We start from the raw sequence: 20,171 nt of genomic DNA, 5'->3' as shown, positions 1-20,171 counted from the left end.
GGCCCTCGCGCCGATCGGGCGCATGACCCAAGCCTGAAACGCCGGGCCATGCGCCGTCCGCCGACCGCCTATTTCGTCAGGTCGGTCAGCAGCGAGCGGTAATAGGTGATCGCGAGCGGCACGTTGTCGATCGGGGTGCGCTCGTTCAGGCCGTGGCTGAAGTCGTCGGACTGCTTGATGAACGTCGGGCTGACGCCGTAGCTCGGCACCCCGACCGAGCGATACCACATCGAATCGCTCGCGCCCGCCGACATGCTCGGGAACACCGGGACGCCGGGGCGGATCCTGCCCATCGCCGTCTTGACCGCGCCGGTGAGATCGGCCCGGAGCGGCGAGGCGTCGGTCGGGTTCGAGCCTTCGGTGACGTCGCTGAACTTCACGCTAGGATCGGCCGCAACCCGCTCCAGCTCGGCCATCACCGCGGCCGGCTTCACGCCGGGAAAGATGCGGCAGTTGATGTTGGCGGTCGCGCGCTGCGGCAGCGCGTTCTGCGCGTGGCCGCCGCTGATCATGGTCGTGACGCAGGTCGTGCCGATCTGGCCGACATAGCCGGGATTGGCGGCGAGCGTCTCGATCGCCTTCCGGTCCTCGGGGTTGGCCGCGAAGGCGCGCATCGCGGCGCCGATCTCGGGCGTCTGGCGCGGTGCGACGCCCTCGAAATAGCCCTTGGTGATCGGCGACAATTGCGGCGTGAAGCGGTAATTGCCGATCCGGACGAGCGCTGCGGACAGCGCGTTGATCGCGTTCACCTTGCGCGGCGCGGAGGAGTGGCCACCCGGGTTGGTTACTTCGAGCTGGAAATCCGCATAGGTCTTTTCGGCGGCACCGATCGTGAAATACTCGGCCTTGCCGTTTTCCGCGTACAGCCCGCCGCCGCCGTCGATGTTGAGCGCCATCTCGCTGCCCTTGAGCTTCTCGGCGATCATCGCGGACGTCTTCATCGCGGTTTCCTCGTCGCCCGACAGCGCCAGGACGATGCCGCGCCTGGGCGTGTAACCGGCCTTCTTCATGTCGAGCAGCGTCGCGATGACGAGCGCCGCGTCGAGCTTCATGTCGGTCGCGCCGCGGCCGTAGAGATAGCCGTTCTCGACCACCGGCACGAACGGATCGCGCTGCCAGTCGGCGGGCTTGGCCTCGACCACGTCGATATGCCCCGAGAGGACGATCGGCTTCAACGCGGCGTCGCTGCCGCGCCATGTCGCGATCAGATAGGCGGTGTCGTCGACCGGGGTGATCGTCACGTCGTTCGCCGCAAAGCCGCCCGCGACCAGCGTCGCCTTCACATACGCGGCGAGTTGCGGCGTCTGGTTGCCAGGCCCGCGCACACTGCGAAAGGCGATCATCTTCTTGGCGATTTCAAGGCCGTTGGCGGCGGGAGTCTGGGTTTGGGTTTGGGCCGAGGCGGGGATCGCGGCGGTCATCGCGGCGCAGGTCAGGAGGAACTTCAGTGTCATCGTCGTCTTTCCTCGGAAGGTATATGCCCAATCATCACCCGCAGGCGAGACTACGTCAAAGGCTGAGCAGCGCTGGAACTGCGATAATCGCCCATATCGGGCCGTTCAGGCTGGCGATCCGGGCTCCCGATAGCTGCCATTCGTTAAGCGCGATCTTTCCCGTTTCTCCGTCTCCGACAGTCATGTTGGGAAAGACCAATCGGGAATAGACATTGGGAAAGCGAGTGCACCGGACGGCTATCGGCACGATCGCCGGGCTGTCCCGCTAAGGGGTCTTTTTCGGGAAGCCGAAGACACGGAACGTCCTCACTGCTGGGCTACCCTCAGCCAACCTCGATTGTCATAAGGCGTCGCGAACGGTGAGGGATGATGGATTTAGATCGGGAAGAGGCATGTGCAGCCATATCGTTGCCGGCGAGTATGTCCGCGCCCTTGGTGGGGTATGAGTGGGCGCGCGATAACGTCGGGGAATCAGGCGGTGCCGTTTATCGGCTGCATAGTAAGATAGGTGCGCCTGACCTGTTCCTCAAGCATGGGCGAAGCTCCGTCGCTGGCGACATAACCGACGAAATGGTCCGATTGCGTTGGCTGGGAAGGTACATTCCCGTCCCTGCCGTCGAAGGCTTCGTCGCCACGCAGGACGAGGCATGGCTGCTGATGACGGCAGTGCCTGGACAGACCGCATACCAGATTCTGGAGGCGCAACCCGATACCGGTATTGGGATAGTCGATGCGCTCGCCGCGTTTCTGCGGCGTCTACATGCCATCCCGACCAGCGAATGCCCCTTCAACAGCGATCATGCCTACCGCCTTTCACGGGCGCGTGAACGCATCGACGCGGATCTGGTCGACGAAGACGACTTTGACGACGAGCGCGAAGGCTGGACGGCGGAGCAGGTTTGGGAAGCGATGCAGCACCTGCTGCCGATGCCCTCCGACCCTGTCGTCACGCATGGCGACTTCTCGCTTGATAATATCCTGATTCTCGATGGTGAAGTGGTCGGCTGCATCGACGCCAGCAGGGTCGGTATCGCGGACCGCTACCAAGACCTGGCTATATTGTGGAATTGCCTCGGGGAGTTCGATGCATCGCTACAAGACCGGCTTATTGAACAGTACGGCGTCGCAGAGGCCGACGAACGCAAGCTTCAGTTTCACCTCTTGCTGGATGAAATGTTTTAAAGTCCGGCAGCGACGCCCCAGGAGGCGCTCTCTTAGATGTTTGAGCCCGGTAAGCAGATTACCACGGGTCGAATTTTTCTAGCATCGCTTTCCTACGATCGACTTACTCAGCGACTGCGGAATCCGCGACATGCTCGGGTCAGTCCTTGCAAGGACCACCGCTGGAAAATCCCCGGTCGCGGCATTGGGATACAGTGCAGGGCGATCTGTTCCTGGTTCACTGTAATCTTTTGTAAGATAATGTAGGAAATTCTTCTATTGGCGGGATTCGACGATCCCGGCCTTTATCGCGCTATCTCCTGACTTTAAGCGCGAATGGAGCCACACATCGGCTCTTGGAGACTTTAATGAAGATCACTCATCTGCTTATTGCAGGCGGACTGCTCTTGAGTGTTGGCGTGACGGCGCCGGCAATCGCTCAGGACGGACCGCCCCCGCCGCCAAGGGGGCGGGAAGGTCCTCCTCCGCCGCCGCCCGGCGTGGATCGTCCGCCGCCACGGCCAGGGCCACGCGCGCACCGTCCGCGCTGCCGGATGGTATGGCGCAACCATCGCCGGGTGCGCCGTTGCCGGTAATCGCCGGCTAGGGGTGCGGGGTGGGTCGGTGCATCCACCCCGCGCTACCAGGTCCAGCCCGCCTTACCGGGCGTCCCGGCGCGTCGATCACGGGCAAGCGGGTGGCGCCGGGGGAAGCGGGCTGGGCACCGAAGACCGGCTGATCGAAGACTGGCTGATCGAAGACTGGCTCATTGCGGGATGGTCTTTTCGTAGCGGTCCCAGTGGGTGGTGAGTTCGTCGATCACCGGTGAGCCGACGCGGTAGAGGCTTTCGAGGGCGGCGGTCATGCCGGAGAAGCCTTCGTTTTCGCGGAGGAGATAGTCGGCTGCCGCGATGCCGGGCGGCGGCATGGTGAAGTTGCTGCCGGCGCGCAGGACCATGACGCGGTCCTTGTCGACGCGGCCCATCTTGGCGAGCTGGAGGAGCGACTGGTACGTGCCGGTTTCCTCCATGCCCGAGGTGACGAACGCGCCCTTGCCGGCGGTCCAATAATCGACCCAGGCATTGGCCCAGTCGTTGAGGATCCGGCCGTGCCAGAAGGTCGCGGCGGCGAGCTGATCGCCCTTGAGGACGAACGGCGGGCGTTGCGCCATCGGATAGCCGACGTAGCGGGCGCGTTCCCGGGTGATCGCGGGATCGTCGGGAAGCGCGATGTCTTTGGTGAGGGTGTAGGCCCAGTCGCGCAGGGCGGCGTTGAGCGCGAACATCTCGCCATGCGGGGCCGCAGGACGGGGATCGTTCGGGCCCTTGCGGTCGAGCGGGAAATAGCCCGATTTCCAGTCCTTAGGGATCTCGCGCGCGTCGATCTCGTGCGCGAGGTCACCATCGACGAGGTAGCGGGCCCAGGCCGCCGAGCCGATCGAGGCGTCCTCCGGATCGATCCCGGCGATCCCCGCGACCAGCCAATAGGCGTGGGTCAGGTCGAAGCGCTGGTCGAGGCCGAGCGCCATCGTCGATCCGGCCGAATGTGCGGTGCCCATGCCAGTGACGATCGCGAGGACGTGCTTCGACGGATCATAGTACAGGTCGTGGTCGGCCTGCGGGAACGGGATGCGGATGTCGAGATGATGGCGTTCCTTCCACAACTGGAACTCGCCGGGGGCGTCGCCGGTGTCCTTGCCGATCTCGAACATGGTGACGAGGACGGCGCGGATCTCGAGCGGGGTGGGGCAGGGCGCGGCCGGGGCGCAGGTCTCGATGCTGGTCGTTGGCATGGGTTTGGCGGGCGCGGCGTCAGCGGGCACGGCGTTGGCGGGCTGGGAGACAAGGCCGAGGGCGGCACTCGCGTAGAGGGCTGCGCGGGTCAGGGGGTGCATGGGGGCGGTGTCTCCGGTGACGGTTGTTCTGCGCTATCCTGGTTCAGAACGGCATCGATCCTCCCCCGCCTGGGGGGAGGTGGGAGGACTTTGACGGAGCGGGGCGGCAGGCACTTACGCCTGTTCCGCGTCCTCCCCCTCCGTCGCTTTCAGCGCCACCTCCCCCTGGCGGGGGAGGATCGATGCCGTCTCGATCGGGTGGCGGCGGTCGCTTGCATCAGAACTTGTAGATGACCGAGCCCTGGAAGCTGCGGGGTCTCTCGGGCAGGACGATGGTGCTGCCGAACAATTCGGTGAAGTTGGCGCGGTAATAGGTCGTGTCGGTCACGTTCTTGACGACCACGCGGAACAGCCAATTGTCCTTCTGGAACGAGGCGCCGAGATCGACCAGCGTATAGGCGGGCAGCTTGACGACGCGCGACTGGCCGGAGAACACCGAATCGACCTGGACGACGCTGGCGGTCAGCGCGATGCCGTTGTCGAACGCGTAGCTGGCAGTGGCCGAGTAGAGATTGGTCGGAATGCCCTGTCGCCGCGACGCCTCCTTGTCGGGGATCGGGACGAGGCCACCCGGTTGGCCGCCGAGGAACAGCGTCGGATCGGTGACGTTCACCAGATCCTCGATCCCGAAGAAGCTGAAGGTCGATCCCGCATCCAGGAAGGTGAGGTTGTAGACCTTGGTCCGGGTATAGGCGCCGGTGATGAACAGGTGCTTGTCGACCGCCCAGCGCGCTTCGGCTTCGAGGCCCCTTGTCTCGACCGACTGGTTCACGGTCGACGACTGGACGTTGTGATCGGTGCGGGTCTGTTTGTAGACCGAGACGGCGGCGTAGAGCTTGTCGTCGAGGAAGCTGCCCTTGAGCCCGCCTTCGTAGAGTTTCGACGCGGCGACGAAATTCTCGCCGGCGACGTCGGCGGGCGCGATCTCCGCCCCCTGGCCGGCGACCACGGTCGACTGGCGCGAGGCCGTCACATAGGGGATCAGGCCGAGCGGCAGCTTGTACGATGCGCTCGCGGTCCAGGACCATGCGCCGGTGCTGCCGGTACCGGTCAGGACCGTCGGCACGACGCGGACCTTGGTCGGGTCGGTCGTCGATTTGGCGTCGATAACGTCGTAGCGCGCGCCGAGGACCAGATCGAGGCCGAAGTCGAAGTCGAGATCGGCGAGCCCGGCGAGGCCATAGTCGGTGTAATGGCCCTTCACATAGTTCGTGTAGTCGCAGTCGCATTCGGTCGACAGCAGGCGATCGGACAGCGGCGTGTAGCCCTGGGTCAAGTCGACGCGGTGGAAATATTCGAAGTCGAAATCATCGCCGTGGAGGAAGTCGGTATAACGGATCGACGGCGACACCTGGAACGAGAATTTGCCGATATCGGTCTTGAACGCCTTGGACACGACGATCTTGTCCTCCAGCGCCCACGAATCGTGGAATTGGGAGAAGCCGTAGGCGTTCTGGTTGTCGTTGTTGTAGCCGTCATAGAACAGCTGGTTCTTGATCTCGAAGCCGTTGCCGGCGTCGAAGATGATGTCGAAATAGCCGGTCTTCGCGGTGTTCTTGAGAAAATCGTCCTTGCCGGTCAGGACGTCCTTGCGGCTGAGCTTGGCGGTGCCGGTGTTCTGTAGCGCGAGATAGGGATAGGTGCCGGTGAAGCACGCGTCGGTGAACGAGGCGGCCGACGTGCTGCCACCGCCGCACGCGAACGTGCCGAACGGCGAGAAACTGCCGACGCTGGTGAACTCCGATGTCGAGAGCTGGCCATCGCCATTGGTGTCGAGCGGCTTGGCGCTGCCGGTGATGTAGGTGCCGTTGTCGACCAGGTCCTGCGTCAGGCGGTTCCAGCCGCCATTCTGCTGGCCCGAATATTTCTGGTACATCCCGCCGAACTCGATGCGGAGCGTGTCGGTCAGCTGGTTGTCGAACGCCGCCTGCAACACCGTCTGGTTGGTGGACATGTTGCGGTAATAGCTGCCCGAATCCTCGACCTCGGCATACAGGCTGTAGCCGAACTCGGTGCCGAGCAGCCGGGCGGGCCCGCGCACCTCGGCTTTCAGGACGTTCCGGTTCCAGCTGCCGCCGGTATAACTGACCTCGCCCTCGGCATGGTCGAGCAGCGCACCGCCCTTCACGCGCGCCGATTTGGGCACGAAGTTCATGTAGCCGCCGGTCTTGGACGGGCCGTAGATCGGCGAGGCGGGGCCACGGACGATGTCGATCCGGTCGGATGCGCCGATCGGGGTCGGATAGTTGCCGGGATTGTCGAGCCGGCGGACGCCGCGGAAATACACCTCGCCCGGCGTGCCGCGGATATCGAGCGCACCGCCGACGCCGAAGAACGAGTTGGTGAAGGTGCCCGGTGCCTGCGCGACGAGATCGTAGATGTCGGTGATGCCGAACCGCTCGATCTGCTCGCCGCTGATCGTCGAGGCGGATCGCGGGGTTTCGACCAGCGTCTTGTTGAAGCCGAAGATCGTCCCGACGTCCTTGTTTGGCAGCGCGTCGAGCGACCCGGTGATGACGATCTCCGCCGCCTCGTCGACCGGTTCCTGCGCCCCGTCAGCTTGGGTACCGGCCTGGACCGCGGCCGAGCTGGCGGTTTGGGCGAATGCGGGAGAGGCGATTGCGGTGCCGCAAAGCAGGCCTGCGGCCAGTGCAAGCAACGGCGCACGCCCGGGCACGCACTGCACACCGGAAATCATCGAGCCGGAGCCCTTAATCCGTACCATTGTCTTTATTCCCCCTGAACTTGACGGCGAGATGCCCCAGCGCCTCTACGAGTTCTTATCCCCATCATTGCCGCGCCCGTCCCGACGGCCGCGGCAATAGTGTCGTGTCGATCCGCCCCCGGACTTTTCTTTTATGATCTTCGGGTAGGGGCTTGACGTGCCACGATCAAATGCAATGAATTCGGCAGCCCGTTGCAAAAATTAGAGAGGTCTATGCCCGCCTTTTCGCGCTTCCTGCGCTACTTCCTTGCGGTCGGCCGGCTGGGGTCGATCCGCAAGGCCGCCGACGTGCTCAACGTCTCGGCGTCGGCGATCGACCGGCAGATCCTGAACGTCGAGGCGGACATGGGCATGCCGCTGTTCGAGCGGCTGCCGACCGGGCTTCGGCTGACCGCGGCCGGCGAGATCATGATGGCCTCGGGACTGCGCTGGCAGAAGGACATGGCCGATGTCCGTACCCAGATCGAGGATCTGCGCGGGCTGAAACGCGGGCATGTCGACATCGCGATCATCGATGCGCTCGCCAAGGGCTATATCCCGAGCGTCGTCCACGCGATCCAGAGCCAGTATCCCGGCATCACGATCGGCATCAAGGTGCTGAACAACGATGCGGTGCGCAGCGCGATCCTGAGCGGCGAAGTGGATTTCGGGATCTTCTTCGAGCCGCAGTCCTTTCGCGGGATCACCGTGCGGGCGTTCGTCGAGGTCGTACTCGGGTTGTTGACCCCGGCCGGGCATCCGCTCGGCCGGCAACGCGAGGCGCGGTTTTCGGCCTGTGCGGGATCGGCGTTGATCGTACCTGCCGAACCGCTCGCGGTATGCCAGCAGATCGCGGTGCTGGAGGGGATCACCGGCGTGGTCGTCGACAAGACGGTGACGTCGGACAATATCCAGATGATCACGTCGCTGGTGTTGCAGGGCGTCGGGATCGGCATCCTGACGTCGATCGACGTGACGACCGAGGTGCGGCGCGGGCTGTTGTCGTTCACCAAGATCTCCGACGCGATCCTGCGACCGATGATCCTCGCGCTGTGCACGGCCTCGGCGCGGACGCCGTCCTATGCCGCGGGGATCGTCCTGCGCGAGATCGAGAACGGGTTCGCGCAGTTGAGCTATCCGGCGTCGATGGAGGCCGCCGTCGATCCGCAGGCGTGACGACTATCTCCGCTTGGCGGGCCGCGCGGCGTTGGCGATGAGCCTGGTCATCAAGGTCTCCAGTCGGGCGGGATCGACCGCGCGAACGACGTCCGCGGGTTGCTCCCCCAGGCCCGGCCGATAGGCCTTGTCCCAGGAAAGCAGGTCGCCATACCCCGCACCGAACTGTGTATTGGCATCGACGAACAGCGTTTCCTTCGCGATGACGATCGTCGGATCGAGCCAGACGCCCGCGGCAACCTCGTCCCACAGCGGAAAGCCGGGCTCCATCGCGCCGATGAACTTCGCGACGGCGGGGGTGGCGACCTTCGCGAGGCGCCCGAGCAGGTCGGGGCTCAACTGCGTCGCGGTCGCCGGGTCGACGGGCACGAGCGTGATGTGCCTCCACGGACTGTGCAGGACGATACTGGCGGCCTCGGGATCGAAGCGGATGTTGAACTCGCGGCGCGGCGTGTTGACGTATTCGCGCGCGAAGTCGCCGGCGGACGTGTTCGCGAGCACCTGCCTCGGGTTGAGGCTGCCGCCCATGTAGACGAGTTCCTTCGCAAGACCGGCGAAACTCGGATCGAGGCGTTGCGCGAGGGCGAGGTTGGTGAGCGGGCCTGCTGCGACGATCGTGATCTCGCCCGGGTGCGCGTGAACCATCCGGATCAGGAACAGCGCGGCGATCTCGGGCGATGGCTTGATCCTGGCGTTGCCGCCGGGCAGCAGGACGGGGTCGGTGGGGCCGTAATAGGGTGGGGCGGCCTGCTGGGTAGGCTCGACCCATGCCTTCATCCACGCGCCTTTCCAGACGAGCTTGCCGTACAGCGTCTCCCAGCGATCGGTCAGCGCTTCGGAATTGAGCAGCGGGTAGGTCGCGCCCTGGACCACCGGAACATCAGTGCGGCCGGCGATCTCGACGCCGCGCAAGGCGAGCGCGGTGGCGCGATTGGCCCAGACGTTGCCCGATACGGTGGTGATGCCGACGACGTCGACGTCGGGCGCGTCGAGCAGCATCAGGTGCATGAGGGCAAAGCCTTCGTCGTCGATGATCACCTTCCGTCGGCGGTCCTGCGCTTCGGCGAGCCCCCCCGTCGCGATCGTAAGGCACAGGAGGAGCGCGGTCAGGGCGCGCCGGATCGGCGCGGTTCGGGTCGTCATCACTGCGTCTCCACGGCAAAGCCAGTCGTCTTGTCCCAGGCGCAATCGCCCAGCACATAGGTGCGGCTGATCGCGCGATCGTCGGCGAGGATCTGTAGGGCGAACAGGCGTTCGGCGAGACCGGCACCGCGTGTTCGGCGCGCCAGCAACGGTGTTGCGGCGCAGTCGAGCACCGCGAAATCGGCCTCCTGGCCGACCTCGAGGCTGCCGACGCGGTCGTCGATATGCAGCAGCCGGGCGCTGCCGGCGGTGGCGAGATAGAGCGCGCGGAACGGGTCGAGTGCGTCTTCGCGGGCGAGCGCCGCCTGGTACGCCAAGCCAGCGGTGTGGAGCATCGAGAAGCTCGTGCCGGCGCCGATGTCGGTGCCCAGTCCGAGGCGGACGCCGTGGGCGTCGGCCTGGCCGAAGTCGAAGAAGCCGGAGCCGAGGAACAGGTTCGAACTGGGGCAGACCGCGATGCCGGCGCCGCTTTCCGCGAGGCGGGTGCAGGCGCGGTCCGACAGATGCACCCCGTGCGCGAACACCGAGCGCACCCCGACCAGCCCGAACCGGTCATAGACGTCGAGATAGTCGCGCGCATCGCTGAACCGTGCGGCGACGGCGGCGCATTCGTGGACGTTCTCGGACAGGTGTGTGTGCAGCAGGACGCCGGGATGCGCGGCCACGAGGTCGCCGGCGACGCGGAGCTGGTCGTCTGAAGAGGTGAGGGCGAAACGCGGCGTGATCGCGTAGCCGAGCCGTCCCTTGCCCTGCCAGCGGCGGATCAGCGTTTCGGTCTCGCTGCGGGCGAGGTCCGGGGTGTCGGCGAGGCCTTCGGGACCGAGGTCCATCAGCACCTTGCCCGAGATGACGCGCATGTTGCGGGTGAGGGCCGCCTCGAACAGCGCGTCGACCGACTGCGCGTGGACGGTCGGGAAGACGAGGGCGCTGGTGGTGCCGTTGCGGAGGAGTTCGTCGAGGAAGGCACCCGCCACCGCATCGGCGTGTGCGCGCTCTGCGAAGGCGCGTTCGGCGGGGAAGATGTGGCGATCGAGCCAGTCGAGCAACTGCGCGCCGTGCGAGGCGATGCGGTCCATCTGTGGATAATGGACGTGCGCGTCGATGAAGCCGGGGACGATGAGGCCGGGCAGCGTCTCGGTCGGGACGTCGGCGAAGCGCTCGGCGAGGTCGGCATAGTCGCCGCGCGCGACGACCACGCCGTTCTCTATCACGATCAGACCGTCGGCTTCGTGGCGGACGGCGTCCGGGTCGGCGCGGGGATCGTGCGCGACCGACAGGATCTCGCCGCGAAAGGCTTTGCGCATCACAGGAGCTTCAATCACAGGGGCTTCAATTGCAGGAGTTGGGCGAGGGTCGAGATAGCGATGACGTCGGGCTCCTTGCCGGCAACGCGCGCGATGCCGATCGGCGAGGTGAGGCGCGCGCGGGATTCGGCGGGAATGCCGTCGCGGTCCAGCCGTGCGTCGAAGCGGGCGCGCTTGGTCGCCGATCCGATCAGGCCGACGAACGCGACCGGCGAGCGATCGAGCGCGGCCCTGGTCAACTGATAGTCGAGCGCGTGATCGTGCGTGAGGATCAGGATCGCGCTGTCGGCGGGGGCCTCGGCGACACACGCGGCGATTCCGGTTTCGGGGACGATCGCGACGCCGTCGATCGCGTCGAAGGCCGGGCGGGTGTCGAACCAGGCGAGGCGGAACGGGAGGTTGGCGGCGTGGCGGGCGATGGCCTGTCCGACATGACCGGCGCCGAAGAGGTAGATCGGGCGCCTGCGCCGGCCGACGATCTCGGCGAAGGTGGTTCCAGCGAGCGGCGTCGGTCCTCGGGCGGAAAGCGGGGTGGGGATCGCATCCGGGCCTATGCGCCGCGCGACCTTGTCGGCGGTGAGCGTCGAGACGAGGACGCTGTCTTCGGTCGCATCCGCGATCCAGCCGAGCGCGGTGGAGTCGACATGCTCGACCAGCAATCGCACGCGGCCGCCGCAGCATTGGCCGAGCAAAGGTCCAAGCGGATAATCCTGGACGCGCCATGTGCCGGCCGGATGGGCGAGGATGGCGCGGGCCTGCTCGACGGCACGGTATTCGAGCTGGCCGCCGCCGATCGTGCCGTGGAGCGTGGTTGCGGTGACGAGCATCCGCGTGCCGGCGCCGCGGGGTGCGGAGCCTTCGCTGGCGAGGATGCTGATCATTGCCGTGGGTTCGCGCGGCGCGATGTCGCGGAGCCAGGCGAGCCAATCGGTCATGTGCGGTGGCCGGCGATCGCGCGCAGGATCGCCTCGGGGGTTGCGGGGGCGTCGAGCGGCGGCAGGCTGCGTGTGTCGGGGGCGGTCGCGGCGATGGCCTGGGTCAGCGCGGAGAAGACCGCGATGGCGAGCATGAACGGGGGCTCGCCGACCGCCTTCGAGCGGTTGACGGTCGGTTCGACATTCGCGCCGTCCCACAGCGCGATCGTCACGTGGCGCGGGCGATCGGAGGCGGTAGGGATCTTGTAGGTCGCGGGGGAATGCGTGAGCAGCCGGCCGTGTTCGTCGAACACGAGTTGCTCGGTGGTCAGCCAGCCCTGGCCCTGCAGGAAACCGCCTTCGATCTGGCCGATGTCGATCGCCGGGTTGAGCGACCGGCCGACGTCGTGGAGGATGTCGACGGCAAGGACCTTGTGCTCGCCGGTGAGGGTGTCGATCGCGACTTCGGTGAGCGCGGCGCCATAGGCGAAGTAGTAGAAGGGCCGGCCCTTGTGCGCGGCGCGGTCGTAGGCGATGCCCGGGGTGGCGTAATAGCCGGTCGCGGAGAGCGAGATGCGGCCCATATGTGCTTTCCGGGCGAGGTCGCGGAAGGTGAGGCGTTCCGTGCCGGCGACCACGCCCTCCGGGGTGAACCGGATGTCGTCACAGTCATAGGTTCGCTTGAGGAAATCGGTCAGGCGGTCGCGGATCGTCATGGCCGCATTGTAGGCGGCCATGCCGTTCAGGTCCGCGCCCGACGAGGCTGCGGTGGCGGAGGTGTTGGGGACCTTGTCGGTGCGGGTCGCCGTGATCCGGACCTGCGATACCGGCAGCGCGAAGACGTCGGCGACGATCTGCGCGATCTTGATGTGGAGGCCCTGGCCCATCTCTGTGCCGCCGTGATTGATCTGGATGCTGCCATCCGCATAGACGTGCACGAGCGCGCCGGCCTGGTTGAGATGCGTGGTGGTGAAGCTGATCCCGAACTTTACGGGGGTGAGCGCGAGGCCCTTCTTGATGATCGGGCTACGCGCGTTGAAGGCGTCGACATCCTGTCGTCTTGCATCGTAGCGCGCGTCCCGGCGGAGCTTGGCGATGAGCGGCGGGGCAATGTTGTCGGCGACGGTCATGCCGTAGGGCGTGGTGTCGCGGCCGGGGGCGTAGAGGTTGGCGAGCCTGACCTCCAGCGGGTCGCGGCTTAGATGCGCGGCGACGTCGTCGATGATGCGCTCGATCGCGAGCATGCCTTGCGGCCCACCGAACCCGCGAAAGGCGGTGGCTGAGACGGTGTTGGTCTTCAGCCGTTCGGAGAGAATCTCGACATCGGGCAGCCAATAGCAATTGTCGCAGTGGAACATCGCGCGGTCGTTGATCGCGGGCGAGAGATCGACGGTGGCGCCGCAGCGTGAGGCGAGGCGGAGTTGCAGCGCCAGGAGGCGGCCCTCGTCGTCGTAACCGACGTCGTAGGCGACCGCGAAATCATGCCGCTTGCCGGTCATGATCATGTCGTCGTCGCGGTCGCAGCGGAATTTGGCAGGGTGGCCGGTCGTGTCCGCGACCAGCGCGGCGGCGGCGGCGAAGGCGGCGGCCTGCGTCTCCTTGCCGCCGAACGCGCCGCCCATCCGGCGAACCTCGACGGTGATGTCGGCCGAGTTCCGATCGAGCATGTGTGCGACGAGGTGCTGAATCTCGCTCGGGTGCTGGGTGGAACTGAGGATGTGGACCTGGCCGTCCTCGCCGCGAGTGGCGATCGCGACTTGGCCTTCGAGGTAGAAATGGTCCTGGCCGCCCATCGCGAAGCTGCCGCTCAGTCGGTGCTGGGCTTTGACGAGCGCGGCGGGGGCGTCGCCGCGGGCCATGCGCTGGGTCGGTTCGATCTCGGATTTTGCTTTGCGGGCGGCGTCGATCGTGAGGCTGGCCGGGCGGGGTTCATAGTAGATCGTGCCGAGCCGGGCGGCGGCGCGGGCGGCGCGCTGGCTGGTGGCGGCGACGAGGAAGACGGGCTGGCCTACGTACAGGACTTCACCGTCGGCGAGCAGGAGGTCGTCTTTCGCGACCGGGCTGACGTTGTTGGCCCCGGGGATGTCGGCGGCGGTGAAGACGGCGACGATGCCGGGCGCGGCGCGAACCGCGGCGAGGTCGATCGCGGTGATGCGCGCGTTCGCTTCGCTGCTTTGGCCGAAGGCGAGGTGGAGCATGTCGCCGGGTTCGCCGACGTCGTCGACATACAGCGCCGCGCCGGTGACGTGGAGACGGGCGCTGTCATGGGGGTTGGAGGGCTTCGGGGCGTGATCAGGCACCGGCGGACTCCAGGTCGAGCACGGAGACGGTTTCGCCCTGGGACTTGTACCAAAGGCGGAGCAGCAGGTTGGCGGCGGCTTCGATGCGGTAGGGTGCCGATCCGCGGACGTCGGTGAGGGGGGCATAGTCGGTACGCAGGGCGTCCATGGCGGTCTGGATCGTGGCAAGGGTGAAGGGCTGGTTGGTGAGGGCCGCCTCGCATCCGGTCGCGCGTTTGGGTGTCGCGGCCATGCCACCGAAGGCGACGCGAGCGTTGGTGATTTTGTCGTCGTGGACGGTCAGCTTGAGCGCACCGCAGACCGCGGTAATGTCGCTGTCGAAGCGACGCGTGAGTTTCGATATGTGGACGATGTCGTGGGGACCGGGCCGGGGGATGTGGAGGCTCTCGACGAACTCGCCGGGGCGGAGATCCTGTTTTCCGTAGGCGATGAAATAGTCTTCGAGCGGCATCGTCCTACGCCCATCGACGCCCCGCACCGTCAGCGTTGCGCCGAGCGCGATGAACGCAGGCGGGCCGTCGCCGATCGGGGAGCCGTTGGCGATGTTGCCGCCGATCGTCCCGGCGTTGCGGATCTGGAGCCCGCCGAGGCGGCGCGTCAGTTCGCCGAGATCGGGGTGGAGGCGTGCGAACGCATCGTGCGCGTCGGCGTAGCGGACCGTCGCGCCGATCGTCAGGCCCTCCGGGGTGTCTTCGATCCGGGCGAGTTCGGGGATGTCGCCGAGGAAGACTAGCGTGTCGATCGTCTGCAGGCCCTTGGTGACCCAGAGACCGACGTCGGTCGCGCCGGCGACGAGGCGGGCATCGGGGTATTCGGAAAGCAGGTCCGCGAGCGCGGCCGGGTTGCGCGGGATGAACCATTTACGGTTGCCGAAGCTGCCGGAGACGGTGTCGGTTTCGGCCAACGCCTTCAGCCTGGCAACGAGTGCGGCATCGTCGTGGGGCTCTGGTCCGATGCTCTCACCGGCGGCGAGGATCGGTCCGTAGCCGGTGCAGCGGCAGAGGTTGCCGGCGATCACGTCCGCGACCGGGAGCGTGTGGCCGACTGCGCCGATGCTGCGGCCGTGGAGCGACATGACGAAGCCGGGCGTGCAGAAGCCGCATTGCGAACTGCCGTTTTCGGCCATGCAGGTCTGGAGCGGGGTGAGGACCCCGCCCTTGGCGAGGCTTTCGACGGTCAGCAGCGCCTTGCCGTGAAGCATCGGCAGGAACAGGATGCAGGCGTTCACCGCGCGCCAGGTCACTGCATCTCGCGTGCTATCCAGGTCGCCGACGAGCACAGTGCAGGCGCCGCAATCCCCCTCCGCACAGCCTTCCTTGGTGCCGGTCCGGCGCATCCGGTAGCGCAGGTGATCGAGCAGGGTAGCGGTCGGATCGACGTCGGCGAGTTCGACCATCATGTCGTCGAGGAGAAAACGGACGGTCATGTCAGCTGCCGCGATAGGTCGAATAGGCGAAGGGCGAGACGAGCAGCGGTACGTGATAATGGCCATCGGCGTCGCTCACGCCGAAATCGATCCCCACGACGTCCAGGAACGGCGGATCGGGCAGCGCGACGCCGCTGTTGCGGAAATAGTCGGCGACGGAGAATTCGAGGCGATAGCGGCCGGGCTTGATGGTGGGAAGGCCGGGGCAGCGGCCGTCTGCGTTGGTGATGGCGGAGAACAGCCATACGCCGGCCGCGGTCGACAGCCGTACCGCGACCCTGGCGGCGGGGCGGCCATGGGTGGTGTCGAGGACGTGCGTGGAGAGCGTCGTCATGCTGCGGTGTCCTGAGCAGGTTTGGGCCATTCGCCGACGAATTCGGGTTCGTCGTATGCGAGCAGGTCGGCGACGAGGGCCTCGCGGTCGTCGAGGAAGAGCTGGTCGGTGATGCCTTTGACGATCCGGGGCAGTGCGGTGCGAAGCCCTGATAATGCCGATGCGGAAAGGCCGAGGCTGACCAGGGCGGCGTAGTTGAAGGCGAACAGGCCGTGCAGCCTTGATGCGTCGGCCGGGACACGAGGCAGCAATTCGAAGCCCGCGCCGAGATACGGGTGCGCGTCGATCAGCGGGTTCGCCTCGCCTGCGGGTGGCGTGAAACGATCGGACCAGCGGGCGATCGAGTCTGCGACGAGCTTCAGCTCGGGGCGAAGGCCGGGATCGCTGACGAGGCCGGTCGAGAGCACCACGAAATCGAACATGTGGTCGCCCTGCGGCGTGGCCACGCGGACCGCGCCGTCTTTTGCCGCGACCGATAGCCACGGCGCACCGAGGTGCAGCGCGAAGCCGGGCTTGGCGGCGGCCCGCGTGAACGTGTCGTTGGTCGGCGGCTGGCTGTGGCCGAGGAACGCCGCCATCACCGCGTATTTGTCGGCGTCCGCGAGCGCCGGATAGCGGCCGGTGAAGCCGACGCGCTCCATGTGGCGGATCGGGTTGATGCGCGGGAGGACTTTGCGGCGGAGAAAGACGTCGCAGGTGCCGACCCCGGATTCGAGCGCCGCGTTGGCGTTGTCGAAGGCGGAGGCGCCGCCGCCGAGGATGCCGATCCTTTTGCCGGCGAGGGCGGCGTAGTCGATCGGCTCGCTGGTATGCGCGTAGAGGTCGCGGGGCAGCGCGTCGGCGATCATCGGCGGGACGTGCCATTCGCCGCCGCCCTGGATGCCTGTCGCGAGCACGACTTTGCGTGTGAGCAGCGGCGCCTGGCCGATAATGCGGAGGCGGTAGAGACCGTCTTCCACCGGTTCGATCAGGTCGAGTTTCGTGTCGTTGCGGACCGGTAGCGCGAGGACGCGGCGGTACCAGCGGAGATACGCCATCCAGTCGCCGCGCGGGATCTTGTCGAGCGCGTCCCAGCCGTCGGCGCCGTGCTGCGCCTCGTACCAGGCGCGGAAGCTGAGCGCGGGGACGCCGAAGTCGATCGGGTTGAGCCCCTTCGGCGTGCGCAGCGTGATCATCCGCGCATACGTGTCCCACGGGCCTTCATAGCCGGCGGGGTTCTCGTCAATGACGAGGATGTTCGAGACGCGCTCGCGCAGCAGGCCGAACGCTACGGCGAGTCCGCTCTGGCCGCCGCCGATAATGACGACGTCGTAGACATGGCCTTCGGGATGTGTGCGGGCTCGGGTCCAGTCCGGGCCGCCGTGGCCGATCAGGGCGAGCTGGCGGGCGAGGTCCGCTTCGAGGGCGGGGAGGCCGATCATGGCAGGTCCTCCAGCCGCAGCCGGACGATTTCGCCGATCTGGGCGAGCGCGGTGGCGATCTCTATCTCGCGAAGGTTGCTTAGGCGCTGCTCAATCGCGGCGAGGATGCCGGCCTTGTCGGTGAGGCGGACGCAGATGATGAAGGGGAAATCGAAGCGGTCGCGATAGGCGGCGTTGAGCGTGTGGAAGCGGTCGAATTCGGCGGGCGTGAGGCGGTCCAGGCCGGCGGAGGCCTGTTCGGCGGTGGAAGCCTCGGTCAGCGTGCGGTCGATCGCGGCCTTGCCTGCAAGTTCGGGGTGCGCGCGGATCAGCGCGAGCTGTTCGCCAGGGCTTGCTGCATGGACAGCGGCCATCAGGCCTGCGTGGACGTCGGTGAAGAGCAGTGCCTCGGCGGCGCGCTCGACGACCCAGGGGGAGTGCTCGAACAAGGCGGCGTGGCGGGCGACGAACGCGTCAGTCTGAACGGGGGTGTCCGCGGCGGTCAATGCGTCGACCCTTCGAGGCTGACATGCGCGGAGACCACTTTCCAGCCGTCGGCGAATTTTACCCAGGCTTGCGTCTGGCGGCCGCGACGGTCGCTGCCCTCGCGGTGGAACTCGGCGTCGGCGGTGGCAAAGCTGTCACCGTAGACCGTGATCGCGACCCGGCCGAGCCTGCGCTGGGGGGAGCCGCCCCGACCCTTGCGGAAGTCGCGGATCGCGTCGATGCCGTACAGGACTTCGCCGACGCCGTAGCGGTTGGTGGTGGGCGCGGCGTGGAACAGCGCGTCGAGCGTGGCGACATCGTCGGCCATCAGCGCGCGTTCATAGTCCTCGAACGCGTGCGTCACTTCGGCGAGCAGCACGGGATCGTCGATCGTCAAGACGGGCGTCATGCGGGGTGCACCTCCATCCAGTGGCGGGCGATATCGATGCGGCGGGCGACCCAAGCGTCCCCGCTGGCGATGACATGATCGAGGAATTTCGCGAGCGCGAGCGCGCGGGCGGGCCGGCCGGCGATGCGCGCGTGGAGACCGACCGACATCATCCGCCCGCCTTCGCTGCGCAATTGCTCGAACGTGTCGCGGAGATAGCGGAAGAATTGGTCGCCCTCGGTGAACCCGTTCTGCGCCACGAACTTCATGTCGTTGGCGTCGAGCGTGTAGGGGACGATCAGTTGCCGGCCGGCCCAGTAGGGCAGGTCGTCGGCATAGCTGTCGGCGTCGTAGGCGAAGCCGCCTTCCTCCGCGATGAGGCGTGCTGTGTTGGGCGAGGTGCGGCCCTGGTACCAGCCGAGCGGGCGGGTGCCGCTGAGGCGTGTGTGGAGGGCGATGGCCTCGGCGATGTGCGCGCGTTCGACGGCTTCGGGTACGGACTGATAGTCGATCCAGCGCAGGCCGTGGCTGGCGATCTCCCAGTCGGCGGCGAGCATGGCCTCGACTGCGGCGGGGTTCATTTCGAGCGCGCGGGCAACGCCGAAGACGGTGACCGGAAGCGCGCGCTCGGTGAACAACCGGTGGAGGCGCCAGAACCCCGCTCTTGCGCCATATTCGTAGAGGCTTTCCATCGCCATCGCGCGGTCGGGGTGGCTTGCTGCGCCGACCATTTCGGAGAGAAACGCCTCGGAGCCGGCATCGCCGTTGAGGACGCAGTTCTCGGCGCCCTCCTCGTAGTTGATGACGAACTGCACCGCCACGCGCGCACCGCCTGGCCAGCGCGGGTCGGGCGGTGTGGCGCCGTAGCCGATCAGGTCGCGCGTGGGCGTCATGCGTGCCAGGCCTGAAGCGCGGCCTTCACCGCTTCGCCGTCGGGCAACAGATACCCCTCGGCCTTGAGGCACGCCTCCAGAGCGGCGAGCGTCAGCAGCACCTTATGCTTCATCGCGTTATAGCCCATCGCGCCAAGCCGCCAGACCTTGCCCTGGAGCGGACCGAAAGCGGTGCCGATCTCGATTTCGAAATGCTCGCGCATCGCGGTGCGGACGCGCTCGCCGTCGATGCCGTCGGGGATGTGGACGCCGGTGACGTTGGTCATCCGGTGCGCATCGTCGCCGAACACGCGAAGGCCCATCGCGCGCAGGCCGGCAGTCATCGCACGGCCGGCGGAGGCGTGGCGGGCGTAGCGCGCATCGAGCCCTTCGCCGAGCGCCAGCCGCGCGCATTCCCTTGCCGCGTAGAGCATCGAGGTCGCTTCGGTGTGATGGTTGAGGCGTTTGTCCGACCAGTAATCCATGATCATCGCGAGGTCGAAATAGTTCGAGCCTATGCGCGGCCCGGCGCCGTCGACGATATCGTCGCGACGGATGCCGCGCTCGACGTGGCGGCGCGCGGCGATGTGCGCGGCGGCGGCGGCGGAGATCGTGATCGGGGCCGAGCCTGACGGGCCGCCGAGGCATTTCTGCAAGCCCCCGGTGACGACGTCGATTCCCCAGCGATCGGTCGCGATCTCCATGCCGCCGATCGTCGCGGTGGCGTCGACATAGCTCAGCGCGCCCGCCGCTCGGCAGAGCGCGCCGAGGCCCTCCAGCGGTTGCGCCATCGTCGTGGAGGTGTCGCCGTGGACCGAGGCGACGACCTTGGGGGCGGTGCGGTCGATGGCGCGGGCGATGGCGTCGAGCGGGACGGTTTCGCCCCACGGTGCCTCGACGGTTTCGACGACCGCGCCGATGCGGGCGAGGATCTCCGTGAGCAGGAGTCCGAAGCGGCCGAAATTCACTACGAGCACGGTGTCGCCGGGGGTGACGAGGCTGACCAGTGCCGCCTCGATTCCAGCGCGCGCGGTGCCGTCGATCAGCATCGTCCAGGGGTTGGTCGTGCCGAAGACCGGGCGGTAGAGCGCCATGACCTGGTTCATATAGGCGGTCATCTCGGGGTCGAACTGGCCGAGCAGGTCGGCGGCCATCGCGCGCAGCACACGCGGGTGCGCGTTGATCGGGCCGGGGCCCATCAGCAGGCGCTGCGGC

At 66.8% G+C, this 20,171-nt stretch carries 16 protein-coding genes; 2 read left to right on the top strand and 14 right to left on the bottom strand.

Going from position 1 to position 20,171, the window contains the following annotated elements; translation table 11 throughout:
- Positions 1 to 68: 68 nt before the first annotated feature.
- Complete coding sequence (locus tag NLI89_RS06210) at positions 69 to 1,454, bottom strand: M20/M25/M40 family metallo-hydrolase (protein WP_254686223.1); 1,386 nt, start codon at positions 1,452 to 1,454, stop codon at positions 69 to 71.
- 366 nt (positions 1,455 to 1,820) lie between these two features.
- Here NLI89_RS06210 and NLI89_RS06205 point away from each other — a divergent pair, with 366 nt between their 5' ends.
- Positions 1,821 to 2,636 carry an APH(3')-I family aminoglycoside O-phosphotransferase gene (locus tag NLI89_RS06205; RefSeq protein ID WP_254686222.1) on the top strand — a complete coding sequence of 272 codons (816 nt, stop codon included), beginning with the start codon at positions 1,821 to 1,823 and terminating at the stop codon, positions 2,634 to 2,636.
- 745 nt (positions 2,637 to 3,381) lie between these two features.
- Here NLI89_RS06205 and NLI89_RS06200 read toward each other — a convergent pair.
- Both NLI89_RS06200 and NLI89_RS06195 read right to left on the bottom strand, forming a co-directional pair.
- Positions 3,382 to 4,407 (bottom strand): purine nucleoside permease, encoded by a 1,026-nt coding sequence (locus tag NLI89_RS06200; RefSeq protein ID WP_302675631.1) that lies wholly within the window; start codon positions 4,405 to 4,407, stop codon positions 3,382 to 3,384.
- A gap of 319 nt (positions 4,408 to 4,726) precedes the next feature.
- Positions 4,727 to 7,207 (bottom strand): TonB-dependent siderophore receptor, encoded by a 2,481-nt coding sequence (locus NLI89_RS06195; RefSeq protein WP_439144481.1) that lies wholly within the window; start codon positions 7,205 to 7,207, stop codon positions 4,727 to 4,729.
- 240 nt (positions 7,208 to 7,447) lie between these two features.
- Between NLI89_RS06195 and NLI89_RS06190 the strand changes: the two genes are divergently transcribed.
- Complete coding sequence (locus tag NLI89_RS06190) at positions 7,448 to 8,389, top strand: LysR family transcriptional regulator (RefSeq protein WP_254686220.1); 942 nt, start codon at positions 7,448 to 7,450, stop codon at positions 8,387 to 8,389.
- Positions 8,390 to 8,392: 3 nt separating this feature from the next.
- Here the strand turns inward: NLI89_RS06190 and NLI89_RS06185 are convergent, their stop codons facing one another.
- From NLI89_RS06185 to NLI89_RS06135, 11 genes are read right to left on the bottom strand one after another with little or no spacing between them, the layout of a single operon-like run.
- Positions 8,393 to 9,532 carry a nucleoside hydrolase gene (locus NLI89_RS06185; protein ID WP_254686219.1) on the bottom strand — a complete coding sequence of 380 codons (1,140 nt, stop codon included), beginning with the start codon at positions 9,530 to 9,532 and terminating at the stop codon, positions 8,393 to 8,395.
- Positions 9,532 to 10,836 carry a guanine deaminase gene (gene guaD, locus NLI89_RS06180; protein WP_254686218.1) on the bottom strand — a complete coding sequence of 435 codons (1,305 nt, stop codon included), beginning with the start codon at positions 10,834 to 10,836 and terminating at the stop codon, positions 9,532 to 9,534. Before guaD ends, NLI89_RS06185 begins: the two co-directional genes overlap by 1 nt.
- 14 nt (positions 10,837 to 10,850) lie before the next feature.
- Positions 10,851 to 11,771, bottom strand: a complete 921-nt coding sequence (gene xdhC, locus NLI89_RS06175) for a xanthine dehydrogenase accessory protein XdhC (protein ID WP_254686217.1) — start codon at positions 11,769 to 11,771, stop codon at positions 10,851 to 10,853.
- On the bottom strand, positions 11,768 to 14,050 hold the full coding sequence (gene xdhB / locus NLI89_RS06170; RefSeq protein WP_254686216.1) for a xanthine dehydrogenase molybdopterin binding subunit: 2,283 nt from the start codon (positions 14,048 to 14,050) through the stop codon (positions 11,768 to 11,770). The genes xdhC and xdhB overlap by 4 nt, the downstream gene beginning before the upstream one ends.
- Positions 14,043 to 15,476 (bottom strand): xanthine dehydrogenase small subunit, encoded by a 1,434-nt coding sequence (xdhA, locus tag NLI89_RS06165; RefSeq protein WP_254686215.1) that lies wholly within the window; start codon positions 15,474 to 15,476, stop codon positions 14,043 to 14,045. The genes xdhB and xdhA overlap by 8 nt, the downstream gene beginning before the upstream one ends.
- Position 15,477: 1 nt before the next feature.
- Complete coding sequence (gene uraH, locus NLI89_RS06160) at positions 15,478 to 15,810, bottom strand: hydroxyisourate hydrolase (RefSeq protein WP_254686214.1); 333 nt, start codon at positions 15,808 to 15,810, stop codon at positions 15,478 to 15,480.
- On the bottom strand, positions 15,807 to 17,231 hold the full coding sequence (locus tag NLI89_RS06155) for an FAD/NAD(P)-binding protein (protein WP_254686213.1): 1,425 nt from the start codon (positions 17,229 to 17,231) through the stop codon (positions 15,807 to 15,809). Before NLI89_RS06155 ends, uraH begins: the two co-directional genes overlap by 4 nt.
- Positions 17,228 to 17,716 (bottom strand): 2-oxo-4-hydroxy-4-carboxy-5-ureidoimidazoline decarboxylase, encoded by a 489-nt coding sequence (gene uraD / locus NLI89_RS06150; protein ID WP_254686212.1) that lies wholly within the window; start codon positions 17,714 to 17,716, stop codon positions 17,228 to 17,230. The genes NLI89_RS06155 and uraD overlap by 4 nt, the downstream gene beginning before the upstream one ends.
- Positions 17,713 to 18,093: an oxalurate catabolism protein HpxZ gene (gene hpxZ, locus NLI89_RS06145; RefSeq protein ID WP_254686263.1), complete on the bottom strand. Its 381-nt coding sequence runs from the start codon at positions 18,091 to 18,093 to the stop codon at positions 17,713 to 17,715. Before hpxZ ends, uraD begins: the two co-directional genes overlap by 4 nt.
- A gap of 8 nt (positions 18,094 to 18,101) precedes the next feature.
- Positions 18,102 to 18,977, bottom strand: a complete 876-nt coding sequence (gene puuE, locus NLI89_RS06140) for an allantoinase PuuE (RefSeq protein WP_254686211.1) — start codon at positions 18,975 to 18,977, stop codon at positions 18,102 to 18,104.
- A complete protein-coding gene (locus NLI89_RS06135) occupies positions 18,974 to 20,155 on the bottom strand; it encodes a pyridoxal-phosphate-dependent aminotransferase family protein (protein ID WP_254686262.1) in 1,182 nt (393 codons plus the stop codon). The genes puuE and NLI89_RS06135 overlap by 4 nt, the downstream gene beginning before the upstream one ends.
- Positions 20,156 to 20,171 lie beyond the last annotated feature (16 nt).

Source organism: Sphingomonas faeni, assembly GCF_024273235.1.
Classification (GTDB): Bacteria; Pseudomonadota; Alphaproteobacteria; order Sphingomonadales; family Sphingomonadaceae; genus Sphingomonas; species Sphingomonas faeni_A.
The sequence above is the reverse complement of the archived record's forward strand: the minus strand, read 5'-3'. Positions and strand labels throughout refer to the sequence as shown.